General features: G+C 61.5%; 13 protein-coding genes. 6 read left to right on the forward strand and 7 right to left on the reverse strand.

Features of this window, described 5'->3' with window-relative positions; translation table 11 throughout:
- Nucleotides 1-12 precede the first annotated feature (12 nt).
- From LE197_RS30210 to LE197_RS30230, 5 genes are read right to left on the reverse strand one after another with little or no spacing between them, the layout of a single operon-like run.
- Nucleotides 13-1,620, reverse strand: coding sequence for an ABC transporter substrate-binding protein (locus LE197_RS30210; RefSeq protein ID WP_003160983.1), 1,608 nt, complete (start codon nucleotides 1,618-1,620; stop codon nucleotides 13-15).
- 19 nt (nucleotides 1,621-1,639) lie between these two features.
- On the reverse strand, nucleotides 1,640-2,566 hold the full coding sequence (locus LE197_RS30215; protein ID WP_003160982.1) for an ABC transporter permease: 927 nt from the start codon (nucleotides 2,564-2,566) through the stop codon (nucleotides 1,640-1,642).
- Entirely contained in the window at nucleotides 2,566-3,414 is an 849-nt protein-coding gene (locus tag LE197_RS30220) for an ABC transporter permease (RefSeq protein ID WP_003160981.1), read from the reverse strand. The genes LE197_RS30215 and LE197_RS30220 overlap by 1 nt, the downstream gene beginning before the upstream one ends.
- On the reverse strand, nucleotides 3,411-4,013 hold the full coding sequence (locus LE197_RS30225; protein ID WP_003160980.1) for an ANTAR domain-containing response regulator: 603 nt from the start codon (nucleotides 4,011-4,013) through the stop codon (nucleotides 3,411-3,413). The genes LE197_RS30220 and LE197_RS30225 overlap by 4 nt, the downstream gene beginning before the upstream one ends.
- The gene (locus LE197_RS30230; protein WP_003160979.1) at nucleotides 4,010-5,149 is read right to left on the reverse strand and encodes a transporter substrate-binding protein; all 1,140 of its coding nucleotides are present in this window, start codon (nucleotides 5,147-5,149) and stop codon (nucleotides 4,010-4,012) included. The genes LE197_RS30225 and LE197_RS30230 overlap by 4 nt, the downstream gene beginning before the upstream one ends.
- 929 nt (nucleotides 5,150-6,078) lie before the next feature.
- Here LE197_RS30230 and LE197_RS30235 point away from each other — a divergent pair.
- Genes LE197_RS30235 through LE197_RS30255 form a run of 5 tightly spaced genes read left to right on the forward strand, consistent with a single transcriptional unit; the run spans nucleotide 6,079 to nucleotide 15,807 of the window.
- Nucleotides 6,079-8,358 (forward strand): AAA family ATPase, encoded by a 2,280-nt coding sequence (locus LE197_RS30235; protein WP_003160977.1) that lies wholly within the window; start codon nucleotides 6,079-6,081, stop codon nucleotides 8,356-8,358.
- A 57-nt stretch (nucleotides 8,359-8,415) separates the two neighbouring features.
- Nucleotides 8,416-9,723, forward strand: a complete 1,308-nt coding sequence (locus LE197_RS30240; protein ID WP_003288359.1) for a condensin subunit F — start codon at nucleotides 8,416-8,418, stop codon at nucleotides 9,721-9,723.
- Nucleotides 9,720-10,400, forward strand: a complete 681-nt coding sequence (locus LE197_RS30245; protein WP_003160975.1) for a chromosome partition protein MukE — start codon at nucleotides 9,720-9,722, stop codon at nucleotides 10,398-10,400. The genes LE197_RS30240 and LE197_RS30245 overlap by 4 nt, the downstream gene beginning before the upstream one ends.
- Nucleotides 10,397-14,821, forward strand: coding sequence for a chromosome partition protein MukB (gene mukB / locus LE197_RS30250; RefSeq protein ID WP_003160973.1), 4,425 nt, complete (start codon nucleotides 10,397-10,399; stop codon nucleotides 14,819-14,821). The genes LE197_RS30245 and mukB overlap by 4 nt, the downstream gene beginning before the upstream one ends.
- On the forward strand, nucleotides 14,821-15,807 hold the full coding sequence (locus tag LE197_RS30255; protein WP_003160972.1) for a Wadjet anti-phage system protein JetD domain-containing protein: 987 nt from the start codon (nucleotides 14,821-14,823) through the stop codon (nucleotides 15,805-15,807). The genes mukB and LE197_RS30255 overlap by 1 nt, the downstream gene beginning before the upstream one ends.
- A gap of 23 nt (nucleotides 15,808-15,830) precedes the next feature.
- On the opposite strand, the gene LE197_RS30260 is transcribed toward LE197_RS30255, so the two are convergent.
- The gene (locus tag LE197_RS30260; protein ID WP_023086883.1) at nucleotides 15,831-16,061 is read right to left on the reverse strand and encodes a helix-turn-helix domain-containing protein; all 231 of its coding nucleotides are present in this window, start codon (nucleotides 16,059-16,061) and stop codon (nucleotides 15,831-15,833) included.
- A 588-nt stretch (nucleotides 16,062-16,649) separates the two neighbouring features.
- Between LE197_RS30260 and LE197_RS30265 the strand changes: the two genes are divergently transcribed.
- Entirely contained in the window at nucleotides 16,650-17,468 is an 819-nt protein-coding gene (locus LE197_RS30265; RefSeq protein WP_023086884.1) for a hypothetical protein, read from the forward strand.
- Nucleotides 17,469-17,584: 116 nt separating this feature from the next.
- Here the strand turns inward: LE197_RS30265 and LE197_RS30270 are convergent, their stop codons facing one another.
- Nucleotides 17,585-23,800, reverse strand: a complete 6,216-nt coding sequence (locus LE197_RS30270) for a DEAD/DEAH box helicase (RefSeq protein ID WP_003160970.1) — start codon at nucleotides 23,798-23,800, stop codon at nucleotides 17,585-17,587.
- Nucleotides 23,801-23,805 lie beyond the last annotated feature (5 nt).

Raw genomic sequence — 23,805 nt, forward strand, 5'->3', positions numbered from 1 at the left:
GCTGCCCGGCGGTTATTTCACCGAGATGTAGTCGTAGTTGACCGGCACGTGCACCGGGTCGACGTAGAGCGCGTCGTCGCCGGCCATGCGCGCCGAGCGCACGGTGAAGCGCTGCTCGTTGAAGATCGGTACCCAGGGTGCGTCGGCCATCGCCTCGAGGAACACCTCCTTCCACAGCGCGATGCGCTCGGCTTCCTGCGCCGGGTCGGCCATGGCATCAGCCTGCGCGGCCTTGGCATCGAGCGCCTTGTTGCAGTACAGCGCCCAGTTCCAGCCGCCATCGACCGCCCCGGCGCAACCGAGAATCGGCCCATAGAAATTCGACGGATCCGGGAAGTCGGCGATCCACCCCATACCGCCGGACCAGACCATCGGCGCCTGGTTCGGCTCGCTGCCGGCGGCGATCACGTTGGCCTGCGCCAGCGACTTGATCTGCGCGCGGATGCCGACCTTGGCCAGGTCCTGCTGGATCGACTGGGCGATGCGCGGCTGCGGGTCGGTGTTCATTACGAACAGCTCGGTGTCGAAGCCGTCGGCGAAGCCGGCCTCGGCGAGCAGCTTCTTCGCGTCCTCGACATCGTAGGCGTAGCCCTGGTAGTCCTCGGCGTAGCCGGGCATGGCCGGCGGCAGCGGCTGGTTGGCCGGGGTGGCGCGGCCGTTGATGATGCGCACGATGCGGTCCTTACTGATGGCCATGTTCACCGCCTGGCGCACCTTGAGGTTGTCGAACGGCGGCAGCGTGGTCTTCAGCGTCAGGTAGCCGGTGTGCAGCTGGTCACCGACCACCAGCAGGTCCTTGTACTTCGGGTCCTTGCGGAACTGCAGGAACTTGGCCGGCGGCACGCCGTCGCCGGCGATGTCGACCTCGCCCTTCTCCAGGCGCAGCAGGGCGACCATGGGCTCCTGGCCGACCTCGAAGGTGATGCCGTCCAGACGCGGGATGCCGGCCTTGTAGTAGTCCGGATTCTTCTTGAACACCAGCTTCTGGCCCAGCTGCCAGTCGGCCAGGGTGAAGGCGCCGGTGCCGACCGGGTGCTTGCCGAAATCGGCGCCCCATTTCTCGGCCTCTTCCCTGGGCACCACCGAGGCGAAGTTGATCGCCATCACGTGTAGGAAGGTGGCGTTGGGCGCGCTCAGGGTGATCTTCACGGTGTAGTCGTCGAGCACCTCAATGCCGCTCAGGGTCTCGGCCTTGCCCTCGGCCATGGCGTCGAAGCCGGCGATGGAGTTGAAGAAGCCGGCGCCCGGGCTCTGGGTCTTCGGGTTGACGGTGCGCTCGAGCGAGTACTTGACGTCCGCGGCCTTCATCTCGCGGCCGTTGTGGAACTTTACGCCCTTCTTCAGGGTGAAGGTGTAGACGGTGCCGTCCTCGGAGATGTCGTAGTCCTCGGCGAGGTCCTTCTCCAGCTCGGTGGTGCCCGGCTTGTAGTCCATCAGGCCGTCGAACAGGCTCTTGATCATCGACCAGTTCTGCCAGTCGTAGCCGATCGCCGGGTCTAGCGTGGCCACGTCGTTCTGGTAGGTCACCACGATGTCGCCACCGGCCTTGGGCTCGGCGGCCAGCAGCGGGCCGGCGAACAGGGTGGCCGCGATGGCCAGGGAAATTGCCTTGCGCTTCATGCTCCTTGCCTCTTTCTGGTTAGTGTTTCTTGACGTCGATGCGCGGATCGACCAGTGGAACGGTGAGGTCCGCGATCAGGTTGCCGAGGACGATGGCCAGTGCCGACACGGTGGTCACGCCGACGATCACCGGGATGTCCACCTGCTGGATGGCCTGCCAGGCGAGCTGGCCGATGCCCGGCCAGCCGAACACCGACTCGACCACCACCAGCCCGCCCATGAAAATGCCGATATCGATGCCGATCATCGGGATCACCGGGACGATGGCGTTGGGCAGCACGTGGCGGGCGATCACCCTCAGCCGGCTCAGGCCCTTGGCGCGGGCGGTGCGGATGAAGTCCTGGTGCAGCACCTCGATCATCGAGGAGCGTGTCATGCGCGCGTACCAGCCGCTGCCGAGCACGCCAAGGGTCAGCGCCGGCAGCAGCAGGTGCTCAACGCCGCCGTAGCCACCGAGCGGGAACCAGCCGAGCTTCACCGCGAAGAAGTAGAGCGCGAGCATGGCGGCGATGAACTGCGGCGCCGACACGCCGACGAAGGAGAAGGCCATCAGCAGCTTGTCGGCGAAGCCGCCGCGGCGCAGCGCGGCGATCACCCCGAGGCCGATGCCGATCAGCAGCTCGAAGCCGATGCCGGCGGCCATCAGCTGCAGCGAAGGCTTCAGCCGTGCGCCGATCAGCTCGGCCACCTCGCTGCGCTGGATGTACGAGCGGCCCAGGTCGCCCTGTACCAGGCCGGCCAGGTAGCGCCCGTACTGCACGTAGAACGGCTGGTCGAGCCCGAGCTGGGCGCGGATGCTGGCCACCACCTCAGGGGTCGCGCTGCGCCCGGCGATTTGCCGCGCCGGGTCGGCCGGCAGCATGAACAGCAGCAGGTAGGTGATCAGGGTGACGCCGAGCAGGATCAGCAGCGAGTAGCCGAGGCGGCGCAGGATGAAAGGAGCCATCAGCGTCTCCCCGACAGGGTCGGGTCGAGCTCGTCGCGCAATGCGTCGCCCACCAGGTTGAAGGCCAGCGACAGCAGCACGATGGCCGCCCCGGGAAAGAACACCAGCCAGGGCGCCTCGGTGAAGTAGGTCTGGCTCTCGAAGATGATGTTGCCCCAGCTCGGCGTCGGCGGCTGTACGCCCACGCCGAGGAACGACAGGGTCGCCTCCAGCAGCACGGTTGTGGAGATGCCCAGCGTGGCCCAGACCAGAATGGTAGGCAGCAGGTGCGGCAGCAGGTGGCTGAACAGGATGCGCCGGGCGCTGGCGCCGAGGGTGCGCTCCACCGCGACGAAGTCGCGCGCGGCCAGGGCCACCGTCTCCGAGTAGATCACCCGGGCGATCTGCACCCAGTTCACCATGGCGATCACCAGCGCGACGATCCACACGCTCGGCTGGAAGATCGCCGCCAGCGCGATCGCCAGCAGCAGCGCCGGGAAGGCCATCATCAGGTCGGTAAAGCGCATCAGCACGCTGCCCAGCCAGCCGCGCACGAAGCCGGCGGTGAGCCCGACCAGGGTGCCGATCAGCACCGCCAGGCCGTTGGCAACCAGGCCGATGAAGAGCGAGGTGCGCGCGCCGTAGACCAGCCGCGAGAACAGGTCGCGGCCGAGCAGGTCGGTGCCCAGCCAGTAGGTCGAATCCGGCGGCAGCGGCGCGCCTTCCAGCGACAGGCCCTCGATGTACTGCTCGGAGGGGTCGTAGGGGCTGAGCCAGGGAGCCAGCACGGCGAAGGTCACCACGGTCAGCACGAACAGCAGCGACAGCGCCACCGAGGGGCGCCGCAGCAGCGCCAGCAGGATGTTCATCGCTGCCGCTCCTGCCGCGGATCGGCGCCCAGGCGGTCGACCTCGAATTCGGCACAGAGCGCCTCGACGCTGCGGTTGAGGCGCATCGACAGCTCGCGCAGTTGCTCGTAGGCCTGCTGCTCGGTCAGCGTCCGCTCCACCATCAGCCGCGCCAGGGTGCGCGCCAGCAAGGGCCCGGCCTCGACCCGCCGGGCCAGCGCCGCCTGCTGCCGGTTCGCCTCGGCCAGCCGAGCGCGCAGCCCGATGGCCATCATCAGCGTGGTGTACACCGAGCCCTGGGTGATCGGCTTGTTCAGTAGTGCGGTGACGCCGAGCTCGATGGCTCGCTGGATCTGCGACAGCGTCTCGTGGGCGGTGAGCGCGATCAGCGGCACGCCGGCGGCCTCGAGTCGGGCCAGGGTCGCCGGGCTGGCGAAATGCTCCAGTTCGACGATGGCGGCGAAGCAGCCATCGAGCGCCGGCAACGTGTCGGCGGCCACCGCCTCGGCGGTGATGCCCAGGCGCCGCAGGCTCTTATGCAGGCTGGCCAGGGTGCGCTCGTCGCAGTCGACCAGCAGCAGCCGGCCGTTCTCGAAATCGGGACGCGACAGGGACTTCATTTGACGATCCTCAGGTGCTGCCGGGGGACCTCGTGACGCAGCGCCTGGAAGGCGCCGAGGTCGGTGGCGGTGAGGTAGGGGTCGGCGGGCAGCGCTGCGGCCTCGCTGTGCAGCAGCTCGAAGCGGCCGGCGCGCAGCTCGGCGATGTGGCAGGGCAGGCTCGAATGGTTGTTGCGCGACGACACCCGCAGCTCGCCGAGCACGCCGGGCAGCGGATGCCGGTAGAGGTAGTCGCAGATCACCTCGGGCGCGTCGCTGCCGGTGTGCTGCAGGGCCTCGGCGAAGGCGTGCACCGCCACGTAGGCGCCGGTGTAGTAGTGCGAGCAGCGGTCGAGCCCGTGCACCAGTTGCTGGCACCGGCTGAATTCGGCATGCACGCTCTCGAAGAACGGACCGCAGGACAGCAGGCGCAGGTTCGGCCGCTCGCCGACCTCGCCCAGCTCCGCCTCGGTGAGGTTGCAGCTGAGCACCGGCAGGCGGATGCCGGCCTGCGCGCAGGCGGCGTCCAGCTCGCGCAGGAAGGCGTAGGAGGACTCGCCCACCAGGTTGTTCAGCACGAACGAGGGCGCCTGGCCCATGAGCGTGGGAATCGCCTCGGCGAAGCCGGTGCCGCCCAGGTGCACGTACTTCTCGCCGAGCACCCGGCCGCCGGCCAGCTCCAGCACCTCGCGGGCGATCCGGTTGCTCTCCCAGCCCCACACGTAGTTCGAGCCGATCAGGTAGCCGCGCGCGCCGAAGGTGGCCAGCGCGTAGCGCAGCAGCGGCACCAGCGTCTGGTTCGGGCAGGCGCCGAGGTAGAGCACGCTCTCGCTGCTCTCGAAGCCCTCGTAGGGGCAGCCATACCAGAGCAGCCCGCCCTGCTGTTCCAGGTCGGGAATGATTTCCTTGCGGCTGGCCGAGGTGATGGTGCCGAACAGGTGCCGCACGCCCTGCTGCATCAGCGCGGCGGTTGCCTCGCCGTAGCGGCTCAGCTCGCCACGCGGGTTGCAGTGGGTGGCGGCCAGCTGGAAGTCCAGCTGCGGGTCGGCATTGATCTCGGCCAAGGCATCGCGGGCGCCAGCCAACGCATGGCGGGCCATCCGGCGGTAGGTGCCGTCGGTGGAGAGCAGCAGGCCGATGGGCAGTGTTCGACGCATTTTTCCGTGTTCCCAGAAACGAAAAAAGCCCGATCGACCAGCAGGCTGGTGGATCGGGCTTCATTACCCGGCGCCCGGGGGCGCGAATGGTCACAAGGCTTACGAGGCAGAGCCCGGCTTGCAGTGGATGCGCTTGCCCATGAAAAAAGTATGCCAGATCGCCAACAACGGCCCTGGGCAGGCGGTGGGGCGACGCCCAGCCGCCCAGCCCGCACCACAACAGGTCGCACAATCGCTGTCACGCGCCAGCCTGGTGCGAAATGCATGCAGCCGCTCAAGCCTCGCCGGGCCCGCAGGGTGCGCCGTGCGCACCGCGTATCCATCAGCGCATCACGAAACGCCACTTCTCGCTGTCGAGCGACGACGAATGCCGTGAGGCGATCCTCGCAAGCGTTGCGTTGTTCGCATCGCAGTGCCGTGCAGCCCGCAGAAACTGCAATCTTCCAGGGCACCGACGCAGGGCAATCGCTTGAAGGCTGGCCAAGCCCGAGAAGTGCAGCGCGATAGGTATCGGAGGTGGATGCAACCAGGCGGCGGGTCTTGATACCTCCCTTCTTGCCAGTGGGGTCGAGCCGAAACAGGTTGAGGACATTCAGCTAATCCACCGGCAGTTCATTGATGGGTCATCGAGACTTCGCTCCGTAGCCACCGTGGCTGCACTCGTCTACCGCAAAATGTCGGTGGCAGTCCTGCAAAAACCACTGACCCGCCACAAGCGCTCACTGGGGCACCTCCGCCGAACTAGCCAAATACACCCTCGTGACGACAGAACTCTCCGCCAAATCGCCCATATCCAGCGTGCGCCTCCGGAATAGATCACTAGACCTCGACTGGTCTAGTCTTTCACTCACTCTATTCGAATGACATTGCAAGCTATATAACGAATAGCCGGCCAGAGATTGGCACCGATTGCCTAGGGAGAGAGGCGAATGATTGAGTCAATACGGATAGTGGGGGTGGCTTCGTATGGACAAGAGGTACAAGCGCTTGATGGGCTGACGAAGTTCAACTTTATCTACGGTGCCAATGGGTGTGGCAAAACCACAATTTCCAGGGTGATCGACAACCCCACTCGTTATCCGAGTTGCCATGTTGGCTGGAAGAGCGGCGTGCCCCTTCAGGCTATGGTCTACAACCGCGACTTCGTTGCACGTAATTTCGGCCCTTCCGCAGAGCTCAAAGGCATCTTCACCCTCGGTGAAAAGAACGTCGAGAATGTTGCCAAGATCGCGGCACTCAAACAGGAGTCCGGTAGCTGTAGTGGACGCATCAGCAGTCTGAGGGAGACTCTAGAAGGGCTGGATGGTCTGGGAGGAAAACGCAAAGAACTCGCCGATCTCGAGGCTTGGTTTCAGGAGACATGCTGGGCCCAGAAAAAAAAGCACGATAGTGCATTCGCTTTGGCATTCCAGGGCGTACGCAACAATGCCGAGAACTTCAAGGTCCGTGTGCTGCAGGAGCATGCTGGGAATTCTGCAGCATTGGTTTCGTTGGCCGATCTCCAGGAGAAAGCCAAGACCATTTTTGGCCCCTCACCTATGTTGGAGCCCCACGTCGTATTGCCTTCGTTCGATGCGCTGTTGTCCCACGAATCGAATCCGATCCTGAGCAAGCGCGTTCTGGGCCGGGAAGATGTCGATATCGCGGCAATGATCAAGGCGCTGGGCAACAGCGATTGGGTGCGGCAGGGCCGGGCTTACTTCGATGAGGCGACAGGAGTCTGCCCTTTCTGCCAGCAAGCCACAGAAGCCTCGTTCGCGGCCAGTCTGGAGGCCTATTTCGACGAAACGTTTCTGGATGACAGTCGTGCCATTGATGAACTGGCTAAGACCTATGCCGCGGCGGCCGATCACCTTTTGGCGCAATTGTCCGAGATCCTTAATGCGCCTTCCCGATTCCTCGATGCGGAAACACTGAAGACAGAAGTGGCGCTGCTGGCTTCTCGGATTGCCCTCAATCGTCAGCATCTTGCCGATAAGCAACGCGAGCCAAGCCAGCTCATTGCACTGGAACCTCTGGCTGACGCTCTGGGCGCGATCTCCCAGGCACTGGCGCTTGCCAACGAGCAGATCGAGTCACACAACGCTACGGTAGCTAATCTGGGCAAAGAAAAGCAGCAATTGGCAAGCCAGGTGTGGAAACACATCGTCGCCATCGAGCTGGCGCCCGCATTGCAGGATTGCTCGACGAAGAAGCGAGGGTTGGTGGGCGCGATCACTGCCTTGAACGGAAAGATCGAAGCGGCGGAAGCAGACCGGCGTCAGGTGGAGAAAGAAATAGCTGAGCTGGAGCGTGCGACCACCAGCATCCAGCCGACCATCGATGCAATAAATACCTTGCTAGCCTCGTTCGGTTTTCATGGTTTCTCCCTAGCCAAGGCAGATAGCGGTACCGCCTATGTGCTGCGGCGACCGGATGGTATGGATGCGAAGGAAACCTTGAGCGAAGGCGAACGTACCTTCGTCACCTTCCTCTATTTTTACCATCTGCTCAAAGGCAGCGATTCGGAAAGCGGCGTGACGACTGACCGTATAGTGGTCTTCGACGATCCTGTGTCGAGTCTGGATAGCGACATCCTCTTCATCGTTAGCAGCCTGATCAAGGCGCTGTTCGATGAGGTGCGCCAAGGAACCGGTCACATCAAACAGGTTTTCGTACTGACCCATAACGTCTACTTCCACAAGGAAGTGACCTTCAACGCCCGGCGCACTGATAGAAATGCGATGCGCAGCGAGGAAACCTTCTGGGTCGTCCGAAAATCTCATCACTCTTCAAGAGTAGAGGCCCACACAAGCAACCCGATAGTCACCTCATACGAACTGCTGTGGGCGGAGGTACGACGGGCCGACCGATCCAACCTTTCAATCCAGAACACCCTCAGGCGCATTCTTGAAAACTACTTCAAGATCCTGGGTGGATCCGATACCGACGACATCTGCAACCTGTTCGAGGGGCGTGAGAAGGTCATATGCCGATCGCTTTTTTCATGGGTCAACGATGGTTCTCACTTCGCACACGATGACCTATATGTCGCTGTCGACGATGCAATGGTGGAAAGCTACCTGAATATCTTCAAGGCGATCTTCGTCAAGTCCGGGCATTTGGCTCACTACAAGATGATGATGCGAGAAGCATACTCAGACGATTCTGAGATCGCGGCCAAAACTCAGGAACAGCAGGCCGATGCACAGGGGGCCGTCCATGCCTGAACAATATGAGGCTTGGATACATTCATACTGCGTAGCAGAGAAGCCTACTCAGCGCTTATGACAGCATCCGATCCGAATCGCCTTATCGCCTCGCTGGTACGGGATCAGGTCAATCTTGACCTGAAAACAGCGGATGTCTGCTTTCTCGCAGGTCTGTACCTGCGAGCGGACAAGGCTGGGCTTGCGTCGTTCGAGGAAGATCTGCTGATCGACCTGTTTGAACAGGTCTGCGATGTCGTCGAACCCGCTGCCGAAAATCCGCGCAAGCGCGCGACGCACGCCATTCAACGATTACGCGAGCAGCGCATGCTGGCCCGAGTTGATGGCGCCGGCATCGTTCGGGCGGGCGAGTATGCGCTGACACGACTTGCTGCTGCGGTTATCGAATACTTTCTGGCGGACGAGGCCCTGACTCGGGAAAGCCTCAGCCTACTGACCGGTACCTTGCGCGCTCAACTTGCCGACATCCTGGCGACAGCCAGGAAGGCCCATAACGATGAGGATTGGCGTCAGCGCGTGGTCGCCCCCCTGAGGATCACGGTCGGTGACATGGTGGCGGGTATCGAACGTCGGCAGCGGGGGCTTGATGCCCAGCAGGAGGAAATCCAGGCGGAAATCGCTAGCCTGCTGTCGAACGACTGGTTTAGCGCAATCGATCGATGCCAGAGCCTGCTCGACGCAACGACCCACACATTGCGCGAGCTCAATGAAATCCTGCTGCGAGACACACACCATTTCGTTGCGTTGCTCCAGGACATCCAGGCGCTGGCCGTTTCAGCAGAAAATGTCGAAGCCGAGGGAGCCGCACAGCGGGTCATCGAACATGTAGACCGGATCGGAGCCTGGGGCGGTGCACGCCAAAAGGCATGGTCCGAATACTACCAGTATGTACACCGCTACCTGCGCGACGTGGTCAGACTGGATCCTGATCGGGCGCTGAGCCAGCGCTTGCGCGATCAGATTGCGGAGTGGGGAAACAGGCCTTTCCATCTACTAGCTGCGCATGCAGGCTCTATCTGCCTGCTACGTACACTTGAAGCACGCGTCGAGCGTCCGGTGGTGGCCAGGCCAAAGACTGATCGTGAGGCCGAACCAGCCTGGGTGGAAGCTGAAAATGCGCTGGCAGATATCGAAGTGTTGGTGAGTCGGGCGCTCGACGAGGGCGTAGATACCTTGGCGGGGCTAACGGTGCAGGTACTCGCCACGCTGACCGACGATAGCCAATACGTGGCTGCGGGTCGCATCGCTGACGCAGCTGCAAGGCTAGCCCGATTGCGTTCAAGCCGCGAGCGGCTATGGCTAGAAGTGGGCGAACAGCTCGAAGTCGAGGAATGGACTGTCCAGGGCCGGAGGAAAGTGGAGTGAGCGATGCCGTATTCGATTCTCTGGAAGAGGTGATTGTCGACGAGCGATTCCCCGAGGTGGATCTGATGCTGCGACGTGGACGCCATATCGGTCGAGATGATGGCTGCCCCTATGATTACCTGGTGGAGGCACAGGCGCTGCTCGAACCTTTTTATCGGCGTTTCGGTTGTGAGCTGATCCAGCAGAGCGATGGCTATTTCTATTTGCTGCCCAGCGGCGAGCGGCTGGGGCGACGTCAGCTATCCGTCGGCGAAATGCTTATCGGGCAGGTGCTGGCGCTGATGTATCTCGATCCCGCGACTTTGCAGCATGGCGGCATGGCGACACGTGAAGCGCTATTGCAGCGGCTGTCCGGATTACTGGGCACCGATGTGCTGGTGCGTACGCTAAATCCGCGTAGACGCAAGTATGACGAACGCATTGCCGCTGAAACTGTGCGAGGGAAAGCGGACGAGGCGCTGCGTAAGTTAGCTGAACTGGGTTTCATCGATGTGGTTGATGCGGCCAGATTGCGCCTGCGTCCGGCACTCATGCGCTTTGCCGAGCCAGTTCGCGGGCTCACAGATCCCAGCGACGCCCTAGAGCGGCTGGTTGCGCGTGGAGAGGTATTACTGGGTGATGCTAACGACATGGATGACGATAGCGGCGACGCGGAGGGGGAGGAAATGTTGTCATGAGTCGAACGCGTGCCGATGCTTTAGCCCTGGTCAATTGGAAAGGTGTCTTCTACGAGCGTTATCTACTCGATCGGCATGTCACTGCGCTGGAGGGCAGCAACGGTGCCGGCAAGACCACGGTGATGATTGCCGCCTATGTCGCTCTGCTGCCCGACATGTCCCGCCTGCGCTTCACCAATCTCGGCGAGACTGGAGCGACTGGCGGCGACAAGGGTATTTGGGGACGTCTCGGTGATCCCGGACGCCCTTCCTACGTGGTGGTAGATTTTGCCCTTGCGGGTGCACAGAGGCTACTGGCTGGGGTACATCTGGAACGCAAAGGTGAACCCTCCGTGGAGCCCACCCCATTTATAGTCTGGGGCCTCGAACCTGCGGTTCGCTTGCAGGATCTGCTGCTGGTTGCACAGGGGGGCGTCGAGTCCGTGCCGGAGTTACAGGAGTTGCGCGACAACGCGGCGCGGCTCGGTGGGCGATTACAATCTTATCCATCCGCCCGGGAGTACTTCGCCGCGCTATTCGATCAGGGAGTCATGCCCCTGCGCCTTGGTACCGATGAGGAGCGCAATAAGTTCAACGATATGTTGCGTACCAGCATGACCGGCGGCATCTCAAGGGTGCTCACTTCGGAGCTACGCTCGTTCCTGCTCAGGGAGCAAAGTGGCCTCGCTGATACCTTGCAGAGGATGCGATCGAATCTGGATTCCTGCCGGCGCACGCGGGTAGAAGTGCAAGAGTCGCGCCGCCTGGAGCAAGAAATCGGCAGTATCTTCGAAGCCGGCCAGGCCATGTTCGCAGCAGCTTTCCTTGCCACCCGTGAACGGGCCGATGAGCTGGCACGCCGGGTAGCCGAGGCGCAGAGCGCACGCGATCAAGCCTTCCAGGCGCAAGAGGGAGCGCGCAGAGTACTCGACGAAACCTTGGCCGAGCTGAATACGCTCGATACTTGCAAAGATGAACTCGACCGCGTACTTGGAACCGCCCGCGACTGGCACGGCAGACTGAAGGACTCCTTAGCGGCGCTACGCAACCTGCAACAATGTGTCTCCCTGCTCGCGGAAGCTGAGACAGCGGCACAACAAGCGGGCAGGCTACGAAGCGAATCTGAAACGTTGCGGACTCGCAATCGCGAGGAACTCAAGCGTGCCCGGGAGGGCTACAAACGCGCTGCCAAGGGGCTCGCCGATCTGCAGCAGGGCATCGAAGAGTTGCATCGCCGGGCTGCTGCTTATCGTCAGGCAATTCGACGGCTACGGGAAGCCGAGGCGCATTTGCAGACCGTACCTTTGCTTCCTGCGCAGTTCGCCGATCAGCTTATGTCGGTACGCCACATGCTCGAATGCGTCGATCAGGAACGTCGGGAGGCAAGGACGCGCCTGTCCGATGCGCTGGAGCATCGTGCGCGTCATGAGCAGCTCATGGAGGCTGTGTGGCGGCTAGCGGGACGGGATGTCGAAATCACCGCTGCGTACGATGTGACCACCGAAGCGGTGCACCGTCATCGGACACTGAGCGTACTTGCCGAGCAGCTTCCCGACATTGAGGCGAAACTGGCCGAAGCGCAACAGCTGCAGGCCCGGCAGGCCCGGGTGTGTGCAACGGCGAGGGAGCTGGGCGTGGTTCTCACCCAGGCGCCTGCCATTGAAGTCGTCGACGCGTTGCTGAGTGATACTGAAGTCGAGCAATCCACACATGAACAGGCACAACGGGCGGCCAATGAAGAACTTGCTGAGCTACGGCGCCGGCGTGAGGAGCTGCAGCAACAGCATCGGCAGTTAATGGCACGCGAGCCGCAATGGCAGACTTTGGCGGAGTGCGCCGTCCGCATTTCCGATCACCTCGATACCCATGTGACGGACCGGGCCAGTCTGGATGCAGCTCGTGCCTGTTTGAGCACAGAGCACGCCGAGGCAGCCCGGGTCGAACAGGGGGCACGGCATGTACAGGAGCAGCTGCTCCGGGACGCACGTGACCTGCTGTCGGCCGGCGGGCCGTTCTCGCCCGCGTTGCTGCAGCTCAAGGACAGGCTCGGCGCCGAGCTGCTGGCTGGCAGCTACGAAGAAGTGGCGATCGAGGAAGCGGCTGTGCTGGAGGCCCGACTTGGCCCCCTGGCACAGGCACTGGTCGTCGATGATCCCGCTGCGGCAGCTCGTGCCTCTGTCGACCGGCCAGAGGAACTGACAGACGTGCTACTGGTGTCACGTGATGCCGATCTCTACCGTCTGGCCGATTCCTCCGACACTACGATGGCTAACGAAGGTGATTTGCTCGTCCAGGAAGGGATTGCCCTGCGTATGTCGCGTATTCCTGCCAAGCCGCGGCTGGGACGGCGTGCGCGCGAGAGACGGGCGGCCGAGCTGCAGGCGCAGGCCGAAGAGAAAACGTTCGAACTAGAGAATGCGAGGAGCCAGCGCCGCACACTGGAACGGTTGCAGGAGAATGGCGACACGCTGCTCGCCGGGCTGGAGGTCTGGCTGGCAGGTGACCCCGCGGACGCCATCATCGAGGTGCAGCAGGCGATCGCCTTGGTCGGTGAACAGATCGAGCGACAGAGCGACATGGCTGATCGCCATGCTGCGGCTGCACAGGCACTGCAACCCCGTATTGGCAGGCTGCGTTCGCTGTTGGCCGAGGCGATTCTGCTTGATCCTCCTGACCACGGCGAGCGGGCGCAGATACTCAGTGAAAGGGCATCGCAGGCAGGCGAGGCCAGGGACTGGGTTACCGCCAACCAAGAGGATGTTCTGTATGTGGAGAACGGACTTGGTGATTTGCGCCAGCTTCCGTTGTCGGACACGGACATAGAGGATCTGACGCGCCACGCCGACACTCTGGAAGGCCGGCGCCGGCAACTCGATGCAGGGATCGAAGCCCTCGAATACCTGTGCGACAACGCTGAGGCGCTCGCCTGGGAGGAAGCGCCGCGCCGGCTCGAAGACTCGCAGGAATTAATACCGGCCCTGAAGGAGCAACTGAGCGAAGCGGAAGGCTTGCAAGAGGCAGCCGAGGAAAGGGTGAGCCAAGCTGAGGCACGATATGACCAAATTACCGAGCACTTCCAAGAAGTGGAAGGCCGACGTCAAATCGCCAGTCAGGAGCATGCGGCTGCAACGACTCGATTCAACGGGATAGGTATCCCTGCTCCGACGGAAGAAGCGGTAGTGGATGCAGCTAAAGAGGTCGTACGGCAGGAAGAATCGCTGCGTGCTCTAGAGCACCGACGACAGGAATTGAATAGAACCGTCGGTACGCAGCAGGAAGCCCAGCGAGCAGCGCAGGAACGCCTGATCGCAGCCGATGAGAAACTCACCAGCGAGCGCCGTGAGGCCGAGCCTGCAACGAGGCGGTGGAGTGAACTACATGATCGGGCACAGCGCCACGGCCTCATAGGCAATCTACTCGGCAATGATCCCGATGGGCCAGGCGGTATTCGCGGCCATGTCAATCTCGTACAGATCGCGACAGCGCGGCGTGACGTCTTGCTAGAACGGTTACACAACGCACGAGGCGGGGACGCTCTGCTCTCTGAGCTTGAACTGGTACGAAGTCCATCGGCAGACGCCGCTTTCGCTGATCCTATTCTTGAACTCTGGCTGGCTGTGCGCGACTGGCTGCGCCACCGCCTGCCGGCACAGGTGGCCGAGGTCGATGACCCGCGCGAAGCGCTCATCCGGCTGCGTGACCAACTATCTGACCTCGAAGAGCGTCTCGCCCGTCAGGAAAGCGACCTGCGTGGAGCTAGCGAAGACGTAGCACGAGGCATTGACGTACAGATCCGCAAGGCGCGTGGCCAAGTCACTCGCTTGACCAAGAATCTAGAAAAGGTCAGCTTCGGCAGCATTCAGGGCATCCGTGTGCGCATGCAGGCTGTCGAACGTATGGAGCAGATCCTTCGCGCCCTGCGTGAAGGTGCGGCTCAGGAGCTGCTATTCCAGGCGGACATGCCGATCGAGGAGGCGCTCGACGAAATCTTTCGTCGCTACGGCGGTGGACGCTCAGCAGGGCAGCGTCTGCTCGATTATCGGGAATACGTGCATCTGCAGGTGGAGATCCGTCGCAAGTCCGGCACCGAGTGGGAAGTCGCCAACCCGACACGTTTGTCGACCGGCGAGGCGATCGGTGTCGGCGCTGCGCTGATGATGGTGGTTCTCACCGAGTGGGAGCGCGATGCGACCTTGCTGCGCGGTAAGCGCGCTCACGGTTCGCTGCGTTTCCTGTTCTTGGACGAAGCCAATCGCCTGTCGCCAGACAATCTCGGCGTCCTGTTCGATTTGTGTCAGACACTGGATCTGCAGTTGATGATCGCGGCCCCCGAAGTGGCACGTGCCGAAGGCAATACGACTTATCGCTTGGTGCGCCAGGTGACGCCCGAGGGGCGCGAGGAAGTTCTGGTGTTCGGTCGTCGCACTAGGAGCGTAGGCTAATGTGGCAGACGCCGCAGCAGCGCATCGCTCTGCTCGAGTTGCTGGTGCAGGGGACGCTCAAGCGCCGCGCCTCACAGGTGAAAGCGTATGACACTCTGGCAGAGCTATCCTGGATCCGCTCGACCGGCCGGCGTGATCAGATTGCCTTGGTAGAGGCTCGCCGCACTGAACTCGTTGCGCTGCTTGAGCGGGTATGGCCGGACTGGCAGGAAGCGCTGGCGGCACTTACAGCGGGTGGGTTTTCCCCCACGCCTGATGGTTGGACTCGCTTGGAAGATGCGCGCCGCGCAGGGCGGCTTCCGGCGCTGCCAGGACGTCTCAATCGCCGGACTGCAGCCGCGCTAACCGCGCCCCACTCCAAAGCGGTACTCACGCCGCGCCGGCAAGCCGCGCTTGCCGGCACCGAAGCGACCCACGACGGATTGTTACGCTTGCGACCACCGCGTGGATTGGTGGCACAGACCGAGCAGGGTGTCCTGGATCTGTGGAAGCTTGCCCGTATTCTTGGTGAAGCACCGATCCCGGAGCGGGCCTTCCTGGATGGCCTCATCTTGGAAGGTCCCTTGCGAGCGGTCTTGCTGGTGGAAAACTCTGGCGCTTGGCGTGACCTGCCGATGCTGGACGGATGGCTTTTGGCTCATGTCCCTGGCTGGGACATAGCCACTGTTGTGCATCTACTCGCTCAGGTGCAGCCCGAGGTTCCTGTCGTTCACTTTGGTGATCTCGACCCGAACGGCGTACGAATCTTCCTGAAACTACGAGAGCTTCGGTCGGATCTGTGCTGGTTCGTTCCATCCTTCTGGACCGAGTGCGTTGAGCCTAGGAAGTTGAAAAAGCCATGGCCTGCTGGGCTTGATCTTCGTCATGCGCCCAAGCTGGTGCATGATCTCGTGGACAAAGGTCTTTGGTTGGAGCAGGAGCCTTTGGTGGTCGACTCTAGGATGAGAAGTGCTCTTGAGTCGACCATTCAACTAGTCGTCGATTGAGGGGCTCGAAGGACACCGAGTGCTCAGGGATGCGCAACGAGTTGTTCTACCTCGGCGACGATCTCAGCTGCGGTGCAGCCCAGGGGGTTAGCTAGCTTGATCAAGGTGGTGATCGTGGGCTGATTGATGCCCCGTTCCATCAGGCTGACGTAGTTACGCTGCAATTCCGCCTCATGGGCCAATTGCTCCTGGGTGAATCCTGCTTCGACACGGCGTCTGCGCAGGACCTTTCCGAACGCCAATCCGACTTCCACAGATGACTCCCCAAAAGGGAGGACTATCTGGGCGGCGTCATCTCTGGTCTTCACAGTATATTGTGAATTTGGTAAAACGTGACTTTATGGCATGGCGTCACCCTCCAGCGAATTGCAGGGCCGCTTTCCTACACATGCCGTCTTCGCAATCGGCTGTAATTCAGGTGCAAACGATTAATTGCCGATAATTAAGCAGTTAAATAGAAGGATGTTAAAAATATATGAGGATTATTGGCATAGCTGCTTTCGCATCATTTGCAATACTTTTGCAGTCAGGAGCCTTCGCTGGCGAAACTGGAGTTCAGCAGCTTGTTAAAAGATGCGAGTCTGCTTCTAAGGCGCGTGGGACATCACCTGCACTCTGCTCGTGTACGCTGAAGCAGATGCAGGAGTATGGGTTCTCTGATTCGGAGATCGTTAATTTTTCTCGACGAGACTTCAAGCCAAAGGATCTACATGAAGCTGAACGCCATATGGACTACAGCATTAAGGTTCGATTAATAGCAGGGCAGTGCGGCTGATTAGTTTTTCCACAGTCGTCAGTCTAGTCGTACGCCATTGATTATTCGGCTTGCCGTAAAGGATATTATGCGAGGCTTTTCTAGGTTAATTTCATTAGCTTTTGTTAGCTCCATTCTTGCTGGTTGCGGCAGCGAGGATTTCACAGGTGCATATCGTTATAAGATAGCTGGTGGGGAGAGAGTCATTGTTCTCAACGTTCACGGTGATGAGGCCGAGATATTTGGAGAGGACGCGAGAGATGGTCGCATCAAGCCGCTGGTTAAAATGAAAGTTTCAGTAAAAGATAAAAAACTTCTCCTTGACGACGTTAACAGCTCCGAGCGCTTGGCTCTAACGCGAAATGTAGATGAGCAGAGTGTCGATTGTCTAAACTGCAAGGTGCTTGGAATCAATGATGCGGCGGTTTGGAAATATGACCCTCAAGGGCCCTATGACGTAGAGCGGATGCTGAAAGACCAAGCACTTAAGGATGAAAAAGCATTAAATGCCGAACTGCTCAAGATGCAGGAGCAAATTTATGAGCAGGCCAAACGAGACGAGGAAGCAACCAAACTAGGTGCATATGAAGGGGACTGGGTTTATCAGAGGACAACGAAACAAGACCCCTTGATCATTATGACTATCTGGCGCAAAAATCAGATTAAACGCTGGTCGTTCCGATTTGAATCCATGGATCGCATAGGGCAGGAAGCACCAGGGTTCGAGGTCTCAGATGTTGGATTGAAAGTCAAAGTCGGCTCTGAGAACCGCCTATATAGCCTCAGCCCTGATAAGCAGATACTGACCTGCGCGACCTGCAACAGACCTGAGCGCTGGGTCAAAGCTGACCCCAAGAAAGACCTCAGCGATCGCAATTACGCTCGACAGATGGCTGGTAATCCGTAAATCGTAAGAGACCCTGTCCAAATTTGCATTGAACAGGGGCTTATTTCGCTACTGTGCGTATCGGAGTTCTGAAATTTGGGCAATTGCCTCCGATACTCATACCAGTTGAGCCGCTCTCAAGAGGAAGAGAGGAATATCTGAGTGTTTTCCTCCCCAGCCGCCGAAACTTTACACCTGATGCGCTCCATGATTTCTTCTCCAAGCTCGCGTGATGCAAAGTCGAACCTGAGCTGGTAAGACTTTTCGCTGCGCTCGGCTTCCCAATACGAAAGCCCCTGATCAAACTGGATGGTCAGTTGATTACCGGAGCGCAGCTTAAGCTGTAGCCGGCGGTAGTGCGGCAAGGTAGGCAGGCTTAGCACCTCTCCCTCGCGGCCGCAGTACGCCAGAGCCTGGCGGAGGGCCTCATCGCGCTCGCGAGCTGAGTGCCAGTCATGCCGGTACTGCCAAGGCGAGCGATTGTCTTCCCGCTGATATTGTCGGCCTAGGATTCGGATAGCGAAATCTGCATCACTCAGCCGTCCGAGCTCGTGGATCACGCTGACCAACAGATTCACAACTAGCGGGCTGCATACGTAACGGTCGCTGTAAACCAGTTCTGTAATTGGATCCTTGCCTGTGAGGGCATCATTAATCAGGCCATTGGCCTCAGTACCTAGGTGCTCCCAGAACCGACGAGCAAAGTTGTCGAGCGAGCCATCCAGCTGATTGCCGATCTCGATCTTGATCAAGCCAGGGGGTGGGGCCGGCATGAGATCGGCAGCATTCAAGATGCGCTCTGCCTTGAGGTCGGAGGGGGTGCCTCGGATGATCCGTGCACCGGCCTCCGCTAGATCCCATGTGTGGCCAGGTGCGGCCAGGTTCGTATTGTCGCTAGCCCAGGCAATGCAGCCTTGTGGGCCTTGCAGTGAGACATTGAGTGCCAGCGCCCCGAGATCCGGTATGGAATTGTGTAGGCATATCTGTACTCCGTTGAAGGCTAGCTTTGCCAACCATTCCTTTTGGTCTCTTGGCAGGCTGGAAACGGTACTTTCCAGTAAATGTAATTGCACTAGGTGTCCGACGCTTTCCCAGCTATGCAGTTGATGCCTCAGGCGGCGTGCGACAGCAAGATCCCACTCTTCGGCGGGTGCAGTGAAGTAAATGGCTACGGTCTTCGCGTTGTCGTCCCTAGTAATCGCTCTTTCGACCGCTTCCTGTAGAGTGGCGATTTCTGCCTGGCTTTTCGGACCAAAGACAGCGAGCTCGGCGGGCAGCGCCAGGCCGGCAAGCCAAGTCTGATTGATCCACTCCAGCGCGACGTGACGATTGAGGCGCTCGGCCTCGAAGCGGGTATCGAAACTGAGTAGGCAGTTCTGGCAGGCATGCGAGCAGTTGCAGCTGTCCAGACGAGCGATGACCTTTCGCCACAGGCTGGCTTCATTCAGCCGCTCCGCGGCCTGGGTGGTGTAGCCACCGCTGCGCAGGTCGAACACCTGGATGGCGCGGGTTGGCTGGCCATCGACCTTGATCGGATGGCTTGCGCAGCCCAGCTCTTCGGTTTGTATGCCCAGATCGGCGGCAATCGCCTCGCGCAGCGCCACGGCAATCGAGTAGGCGGTGATATCGTCGTTGAGCAGTTCGCCGCTGGTAGGGTTGCGCAGCACCAGTTCCAGCGCATCGGTCAGGCTGTCATGGCCAAGGTGGACGTTCTGTTTGATCTTCCAGCTGTTGTGGCTGCCGGGGCAGATGTTTGTCCCGTCGCCTTGTTCATTGCTTTTGCCACCGCGCAGGCGGCGGTGCTGTGCCTTCTGGCGGAAAATAGCCGGCAGATACTGTTCATTGGCAGGGGCGGATGCATCGGGATAGCTCAGCATGGGCTCGGCCTTGCCGCACTCCAGGCAGATGGCAAAGCCCTTCTGGTTGGCGCCCGAGGTGTAGTTGAACAGCTGCGCCTGCTGGCTGGCGCGGAACTGGCCGAGTGCCGGGTTGGCCAGGCAGACCCAGCTGGCCGGCACGTTCAGCCAGGGCGCATTGACCGGCACATACTGCAGGCGGCTGATGTCGTTGTGCGGCTCGTCGAAGAAGTCCACGGCAAAGCCTGCAGGCACCAGGTATTCACGGATGTTGTCGCGCTCGATCGGCGCGCCGCATTCCTGGCAGTTGATCTCCAGTCCGGGATTGATGGCCGAGTCACTGGCACCGCATTGCCCACAGCGCCAGGCCTTCTTGAACAGCTGAAGCTCCTTGACGTTTTCGGCAGACGCGGGAGCGTGCCAGTTCAGGGTGATGCCGGAGGACTTGTAGACCAGCCCATCCATGACCAGCTCGGCGCCCGGCGCATATTCGCGCAGGCCGGTGATGCGGTCGCGGGAAGCCAGCGAGCGGTAACGGGCGCGGTTGTCCTCGCGCTGGTCGCCGTCCTCCCGCTTCAAGGTCTGCATGCAGCGGTTGTCGAAGCTGACGATGTCGGTCGGGAAGCCGTAGCCCGGCAGGAAGCGCCGGTCAGCCAGCTCGCTGAGCAGGTACTCCTTCGCGATGCGGCTGAGCTGTGCATCCATGGCGCGGTAGGCAGCGGCCTTCTTGTCGGCAATCTGCAGCAGCTGGGCGTGGCTGGCCGAGTATTCCTGCTGCCATGCCTGCATGATCTCTTTCATGCGGCGGCTGGCATGCTTGAACAGCTCGGGCTGCGGGGTGGTGTCGAGGATGCTGCGGCGGGTGATGTCCTTGAGGGCCTGTCCCACCAGCGTTTCGGTATCGACCGCCTGGTTGTCGCACCACAGGCAGAAACGCGCGGCCAGCGACATAGGCAGTTCGCCGTCGAGGAAGAAGGCACCGGCGGTCATCGACTTGATTTCCTGGGCGGCGACCACGTGCTTGAGCCAGTGCGACAGCAGCCAGGCATTGACGTGGCGCTGTACCAGATCGGGGCTCTGCAGGGACACCTTGGGCATGCGCATGGGCGTGTTGAACGGCCAGAGCGGGTTGTTGAACACGCTCTGGTCGTGCGGGGTGTTCTTGCAGACGGCCAGGGCCAGCGAGCGTCCCTCGCGGCGGCGCCCGGCACGGCCGGCACGCTGCAGGTAGTTGGCCGGGTGCGGGGGCACGTTGTTCATCGCCACCACGCTGATGCCGCCGATGTCCACGCCCATTTCCATGGTGGTCGAGCAGCTCAGCAGGTTCAGCCTGCCGGTCTTGAACAGGCCTTCGTAGCTGTCCAGCTTGCTCTTCGGCTGCTGCGCCGAGTGCTCGGCGGCACGGAAGTAGTGGCCCCCCTCGATGACCCGGTCCATGACGTCCGACCAGAGCGCGTCCTTGCGCAGCTGCTGGATCTGCGGCTCGCTGTTCAGCCAGTCGCGGATCGCCAGCAGGCCCTCATCACCCGGCACATGCAGGAGCGCCTCGGGCGGACGCGGCAGAGTGTAGGGCGTCACCTTGACGACCATCTCGCGGTCGGTACGTGGCGTATAGGGACTGAGCTGCTCGAACGGGGTGTCGATGAAGCGCCGCGATACCGGGCACTGGTAGACCGTTTCGGGCAGCCGGAAGCTCAGGTCCTTGAGGTCGAGCTGATAGCCGTCGCCTGACGAAATCAGCAGCTTTGCCTGCTGGGTCAGTACCCGCCAGGCCTCGCTCAGGATCGAGTCGATCTGGTCCTGATGGGCCGCGGTCGACCAGTTGAACGCCTTGCAGAGCAGCAGGATGGCCCGCGACTGGATGCCATTGACGGTATTGACCGCCGGCCAGCGGACAAAGCGGCTCTGCAGCTTTTCAGGCTTTTCCCCCAAGACCGGCGCAACTACCCATTTGGGGCGAATGCGTGCGCCGATCAGTGACTGCCAGCGTTCGTTGATGTTCAGGATGGTGTTTTCGCGGACGAAGAAGTCCAGCAGCACTTTCAGGTAGGTACGCCAAGACTCGGCATCCAGGTGCGCGGGCCAGGCCATGGGTTTGCCGGTGACGTTGGCCAGCTTGGGATAGCAGACCTGTACCAGGCCCAGGGTTTCCAAGCTGTTGGCGCGCTTCGGGCGGCGATAGAACTCGCGCGCCAGCAGCATGCTGGCCAGGGCGACACTGTCCTGCTTGCCGAAGGTGTTCGGCGCGAGGTTGTTGTAGTAGTCGAGCATGCCCATCTGTAGCTCAGGCGTGCCGGCCAGATGGTTGGCCATATCTGTCCAGCTTATTTCCGCGCCCTTTGTAGCTTCAGCCTGCCTGTCGAGCAAAGACTGCAGGTGTTTCTGCTCGATACGACTCAGTTGCGTTGCTGTTTGAAGGTCTTGCAGGTCCTGCAAGTCCTCTGCGGACAGCCCATTGACGGGTTGTGCCTGCAGCAGGCGCTGATAGATCAGCCCGCGAATCCGGTTGCGCTCGGAGTCCTGCTGCAGCTTGATGGCAATCCGTGCGGTGCCCTGGCGGCTGTCGGTGAAGGAGATCAGCTTGCGGCCCTGGAACGGCTTGCCGGTCGGCATCGGATCCGGCGGGCAGAACTCCAGCAGGGTGCCGATCACCGTGCTGAGGGTGAAGGGCGTACCGATGCGCGTGGGGCGCAGCAGGCTGCGGCCCTGGATATTGGCGCCACAGCAGGGGCATTCGTTCTTGGCAGTGCGGAAGAGCTGCAGCTCGATGCCACCATCCGCCGGACGATTGGGCGTCAGTCGGTGAGTGGCGCGATCGAGGAAGTCTGCACTGCCATTCTTGACGGCGCGATTGGTGATCAGGATCTGGATGGATGACACAGTATCCTTATCCTTGGTCTGATCATCGGCCTCCGTGGTTTCATCTTCGAGAGCGAACTCGTCGTCCTGTTGCTGTGTCGGATCGACCAGAGCACTGCTACTGCTTTTGGTGGCCGCCTGCAGGAAGCTCTCGTTGCACTCCTCGCAGGACACCAGTGGCATCAGCGGCGCGCCGCAGCGGCAGTGAGTCCGCTCCTCCAGATAGACCATGCCGAACGGCCAGTCGGCATGTGCCAGCGCGGTGCCGGCCTTGTGGCTGCAGTGGCGGTCCACGCAGGCGCGGATTGCCGGAATCACGTTATGGAACAGGTGTGCGCGCAGCGGCAGGAAGGACAGGCCCTCGGCACTCTTGGTGCCGGACAGCAGATCCAGCCAGGCGAGCACCTGCGCCGAGGGTAGACCGGACTCACGGATCAGCCCTTGCAGGCTTTGTGGTTTCACCTGGCCATCAGGCATGAACAGGGCGCGCAGCCGCCGAGCGGTGGGGCTGGCCTCCAGACGCCGGTAGCGCAGCGTCGACTGCTCCTGGTCCGCCTCGATGGCGCCGATGGCTTCAGGGGTGTCCTGCTCGGCATCGGGCGTGGCGTTCAGCAGCGCCGGGATATCCCGATGACCCTGCACGACATGCACCTGCTGCGGATCCACTCCGCCGATATCGGCGAGGAAGGTGCGCAGGCTCTCGATGGTCTGGGTATCCGAGCCGAAGGTGGCCGAGGTCGCCACGAAGCGCACATCCTGCGGTTTGACCTGGAAGGCCAGCATCACCCGGCGCAGCAGCAGCGCCATCTCCGCGGCCTGGGAGCCGATGTGAGTGTGCGCCTCGTCCAGAATGATCCAGCGCAGCTTGCCGGCCGACTTCTGCAGGATCGGCTCATCATCCTTGCGGATGAGCATGTACTCCAGCATGGTCGCGTTGGTCACCAGCAGTTGCGGCGGGCTGGCGCGCAGGCTCTTGCGGTCGATCACCTGACCCTTGTACTGCTGGTCGGACGTCTTGCGCTCATTCTCCAGCGCGCCGGTGTACAGGCAGTGGCGAATCTGCCCGCCGAAGCCGTCTGTCCAGGCATCCAGGCGGTTCTGCTGCGAGTTGATCAGCGCGTTCAGCGGATAGATGAACAGGGCGCGAACGCCTTCCGGGTCTTCGCCCGCGTCGATGGCCTTGGCCAGCTGGTTGAGGACCGGCACCAGGAAGCATTCGGTCTTGCCCGAGCCGGTGCCGCTGGTCACCACCAGCGATTGCGGCTCGGGACGGTTGAGAATCTCCCAGGCCGCCAACTGGTGGGTGAAAGGATGGCGATTGCTGGGGAAGGCATATTCCTCTGCAAGATCATGGGGCTCCTTGGGCGGGGCCGCCATGGCTTCGGCAAGGCGTCGGTGTAGTAGGTCACCGCCGGCCAGCGAACTCATGGTTTCAGAGCTTTCCTGCCAGCCGAAGGTCGGTTCGAAGACCGGGTCGGCCAGCCAGGCGCCCGGAGTGCCGGGGGCGGCGGTCAGCTGATCATGCAGGAACTGCCGCAGCTGCGGATTGCCTAGACTGAGCAGGCCCTGGGCGGCGCGCTCGCTGCGGGTGCTCAGGTTGCCGGTGAGAGCGGAGAAATAGTTCTTCTGATAGAGCATGGGAT

The sequence above is a fragment of the Pseudomonas sp. PS1(2021) genome, from assembly GCF_020405165.1.
GTDB classification, from domain to species: Bacteria; Pseudomonadota; Gammaproteobacteria; order Pseudomonadales; family Pseudomonadaceae; genus Pseudomonas; species Pseudomonas aeruginosa.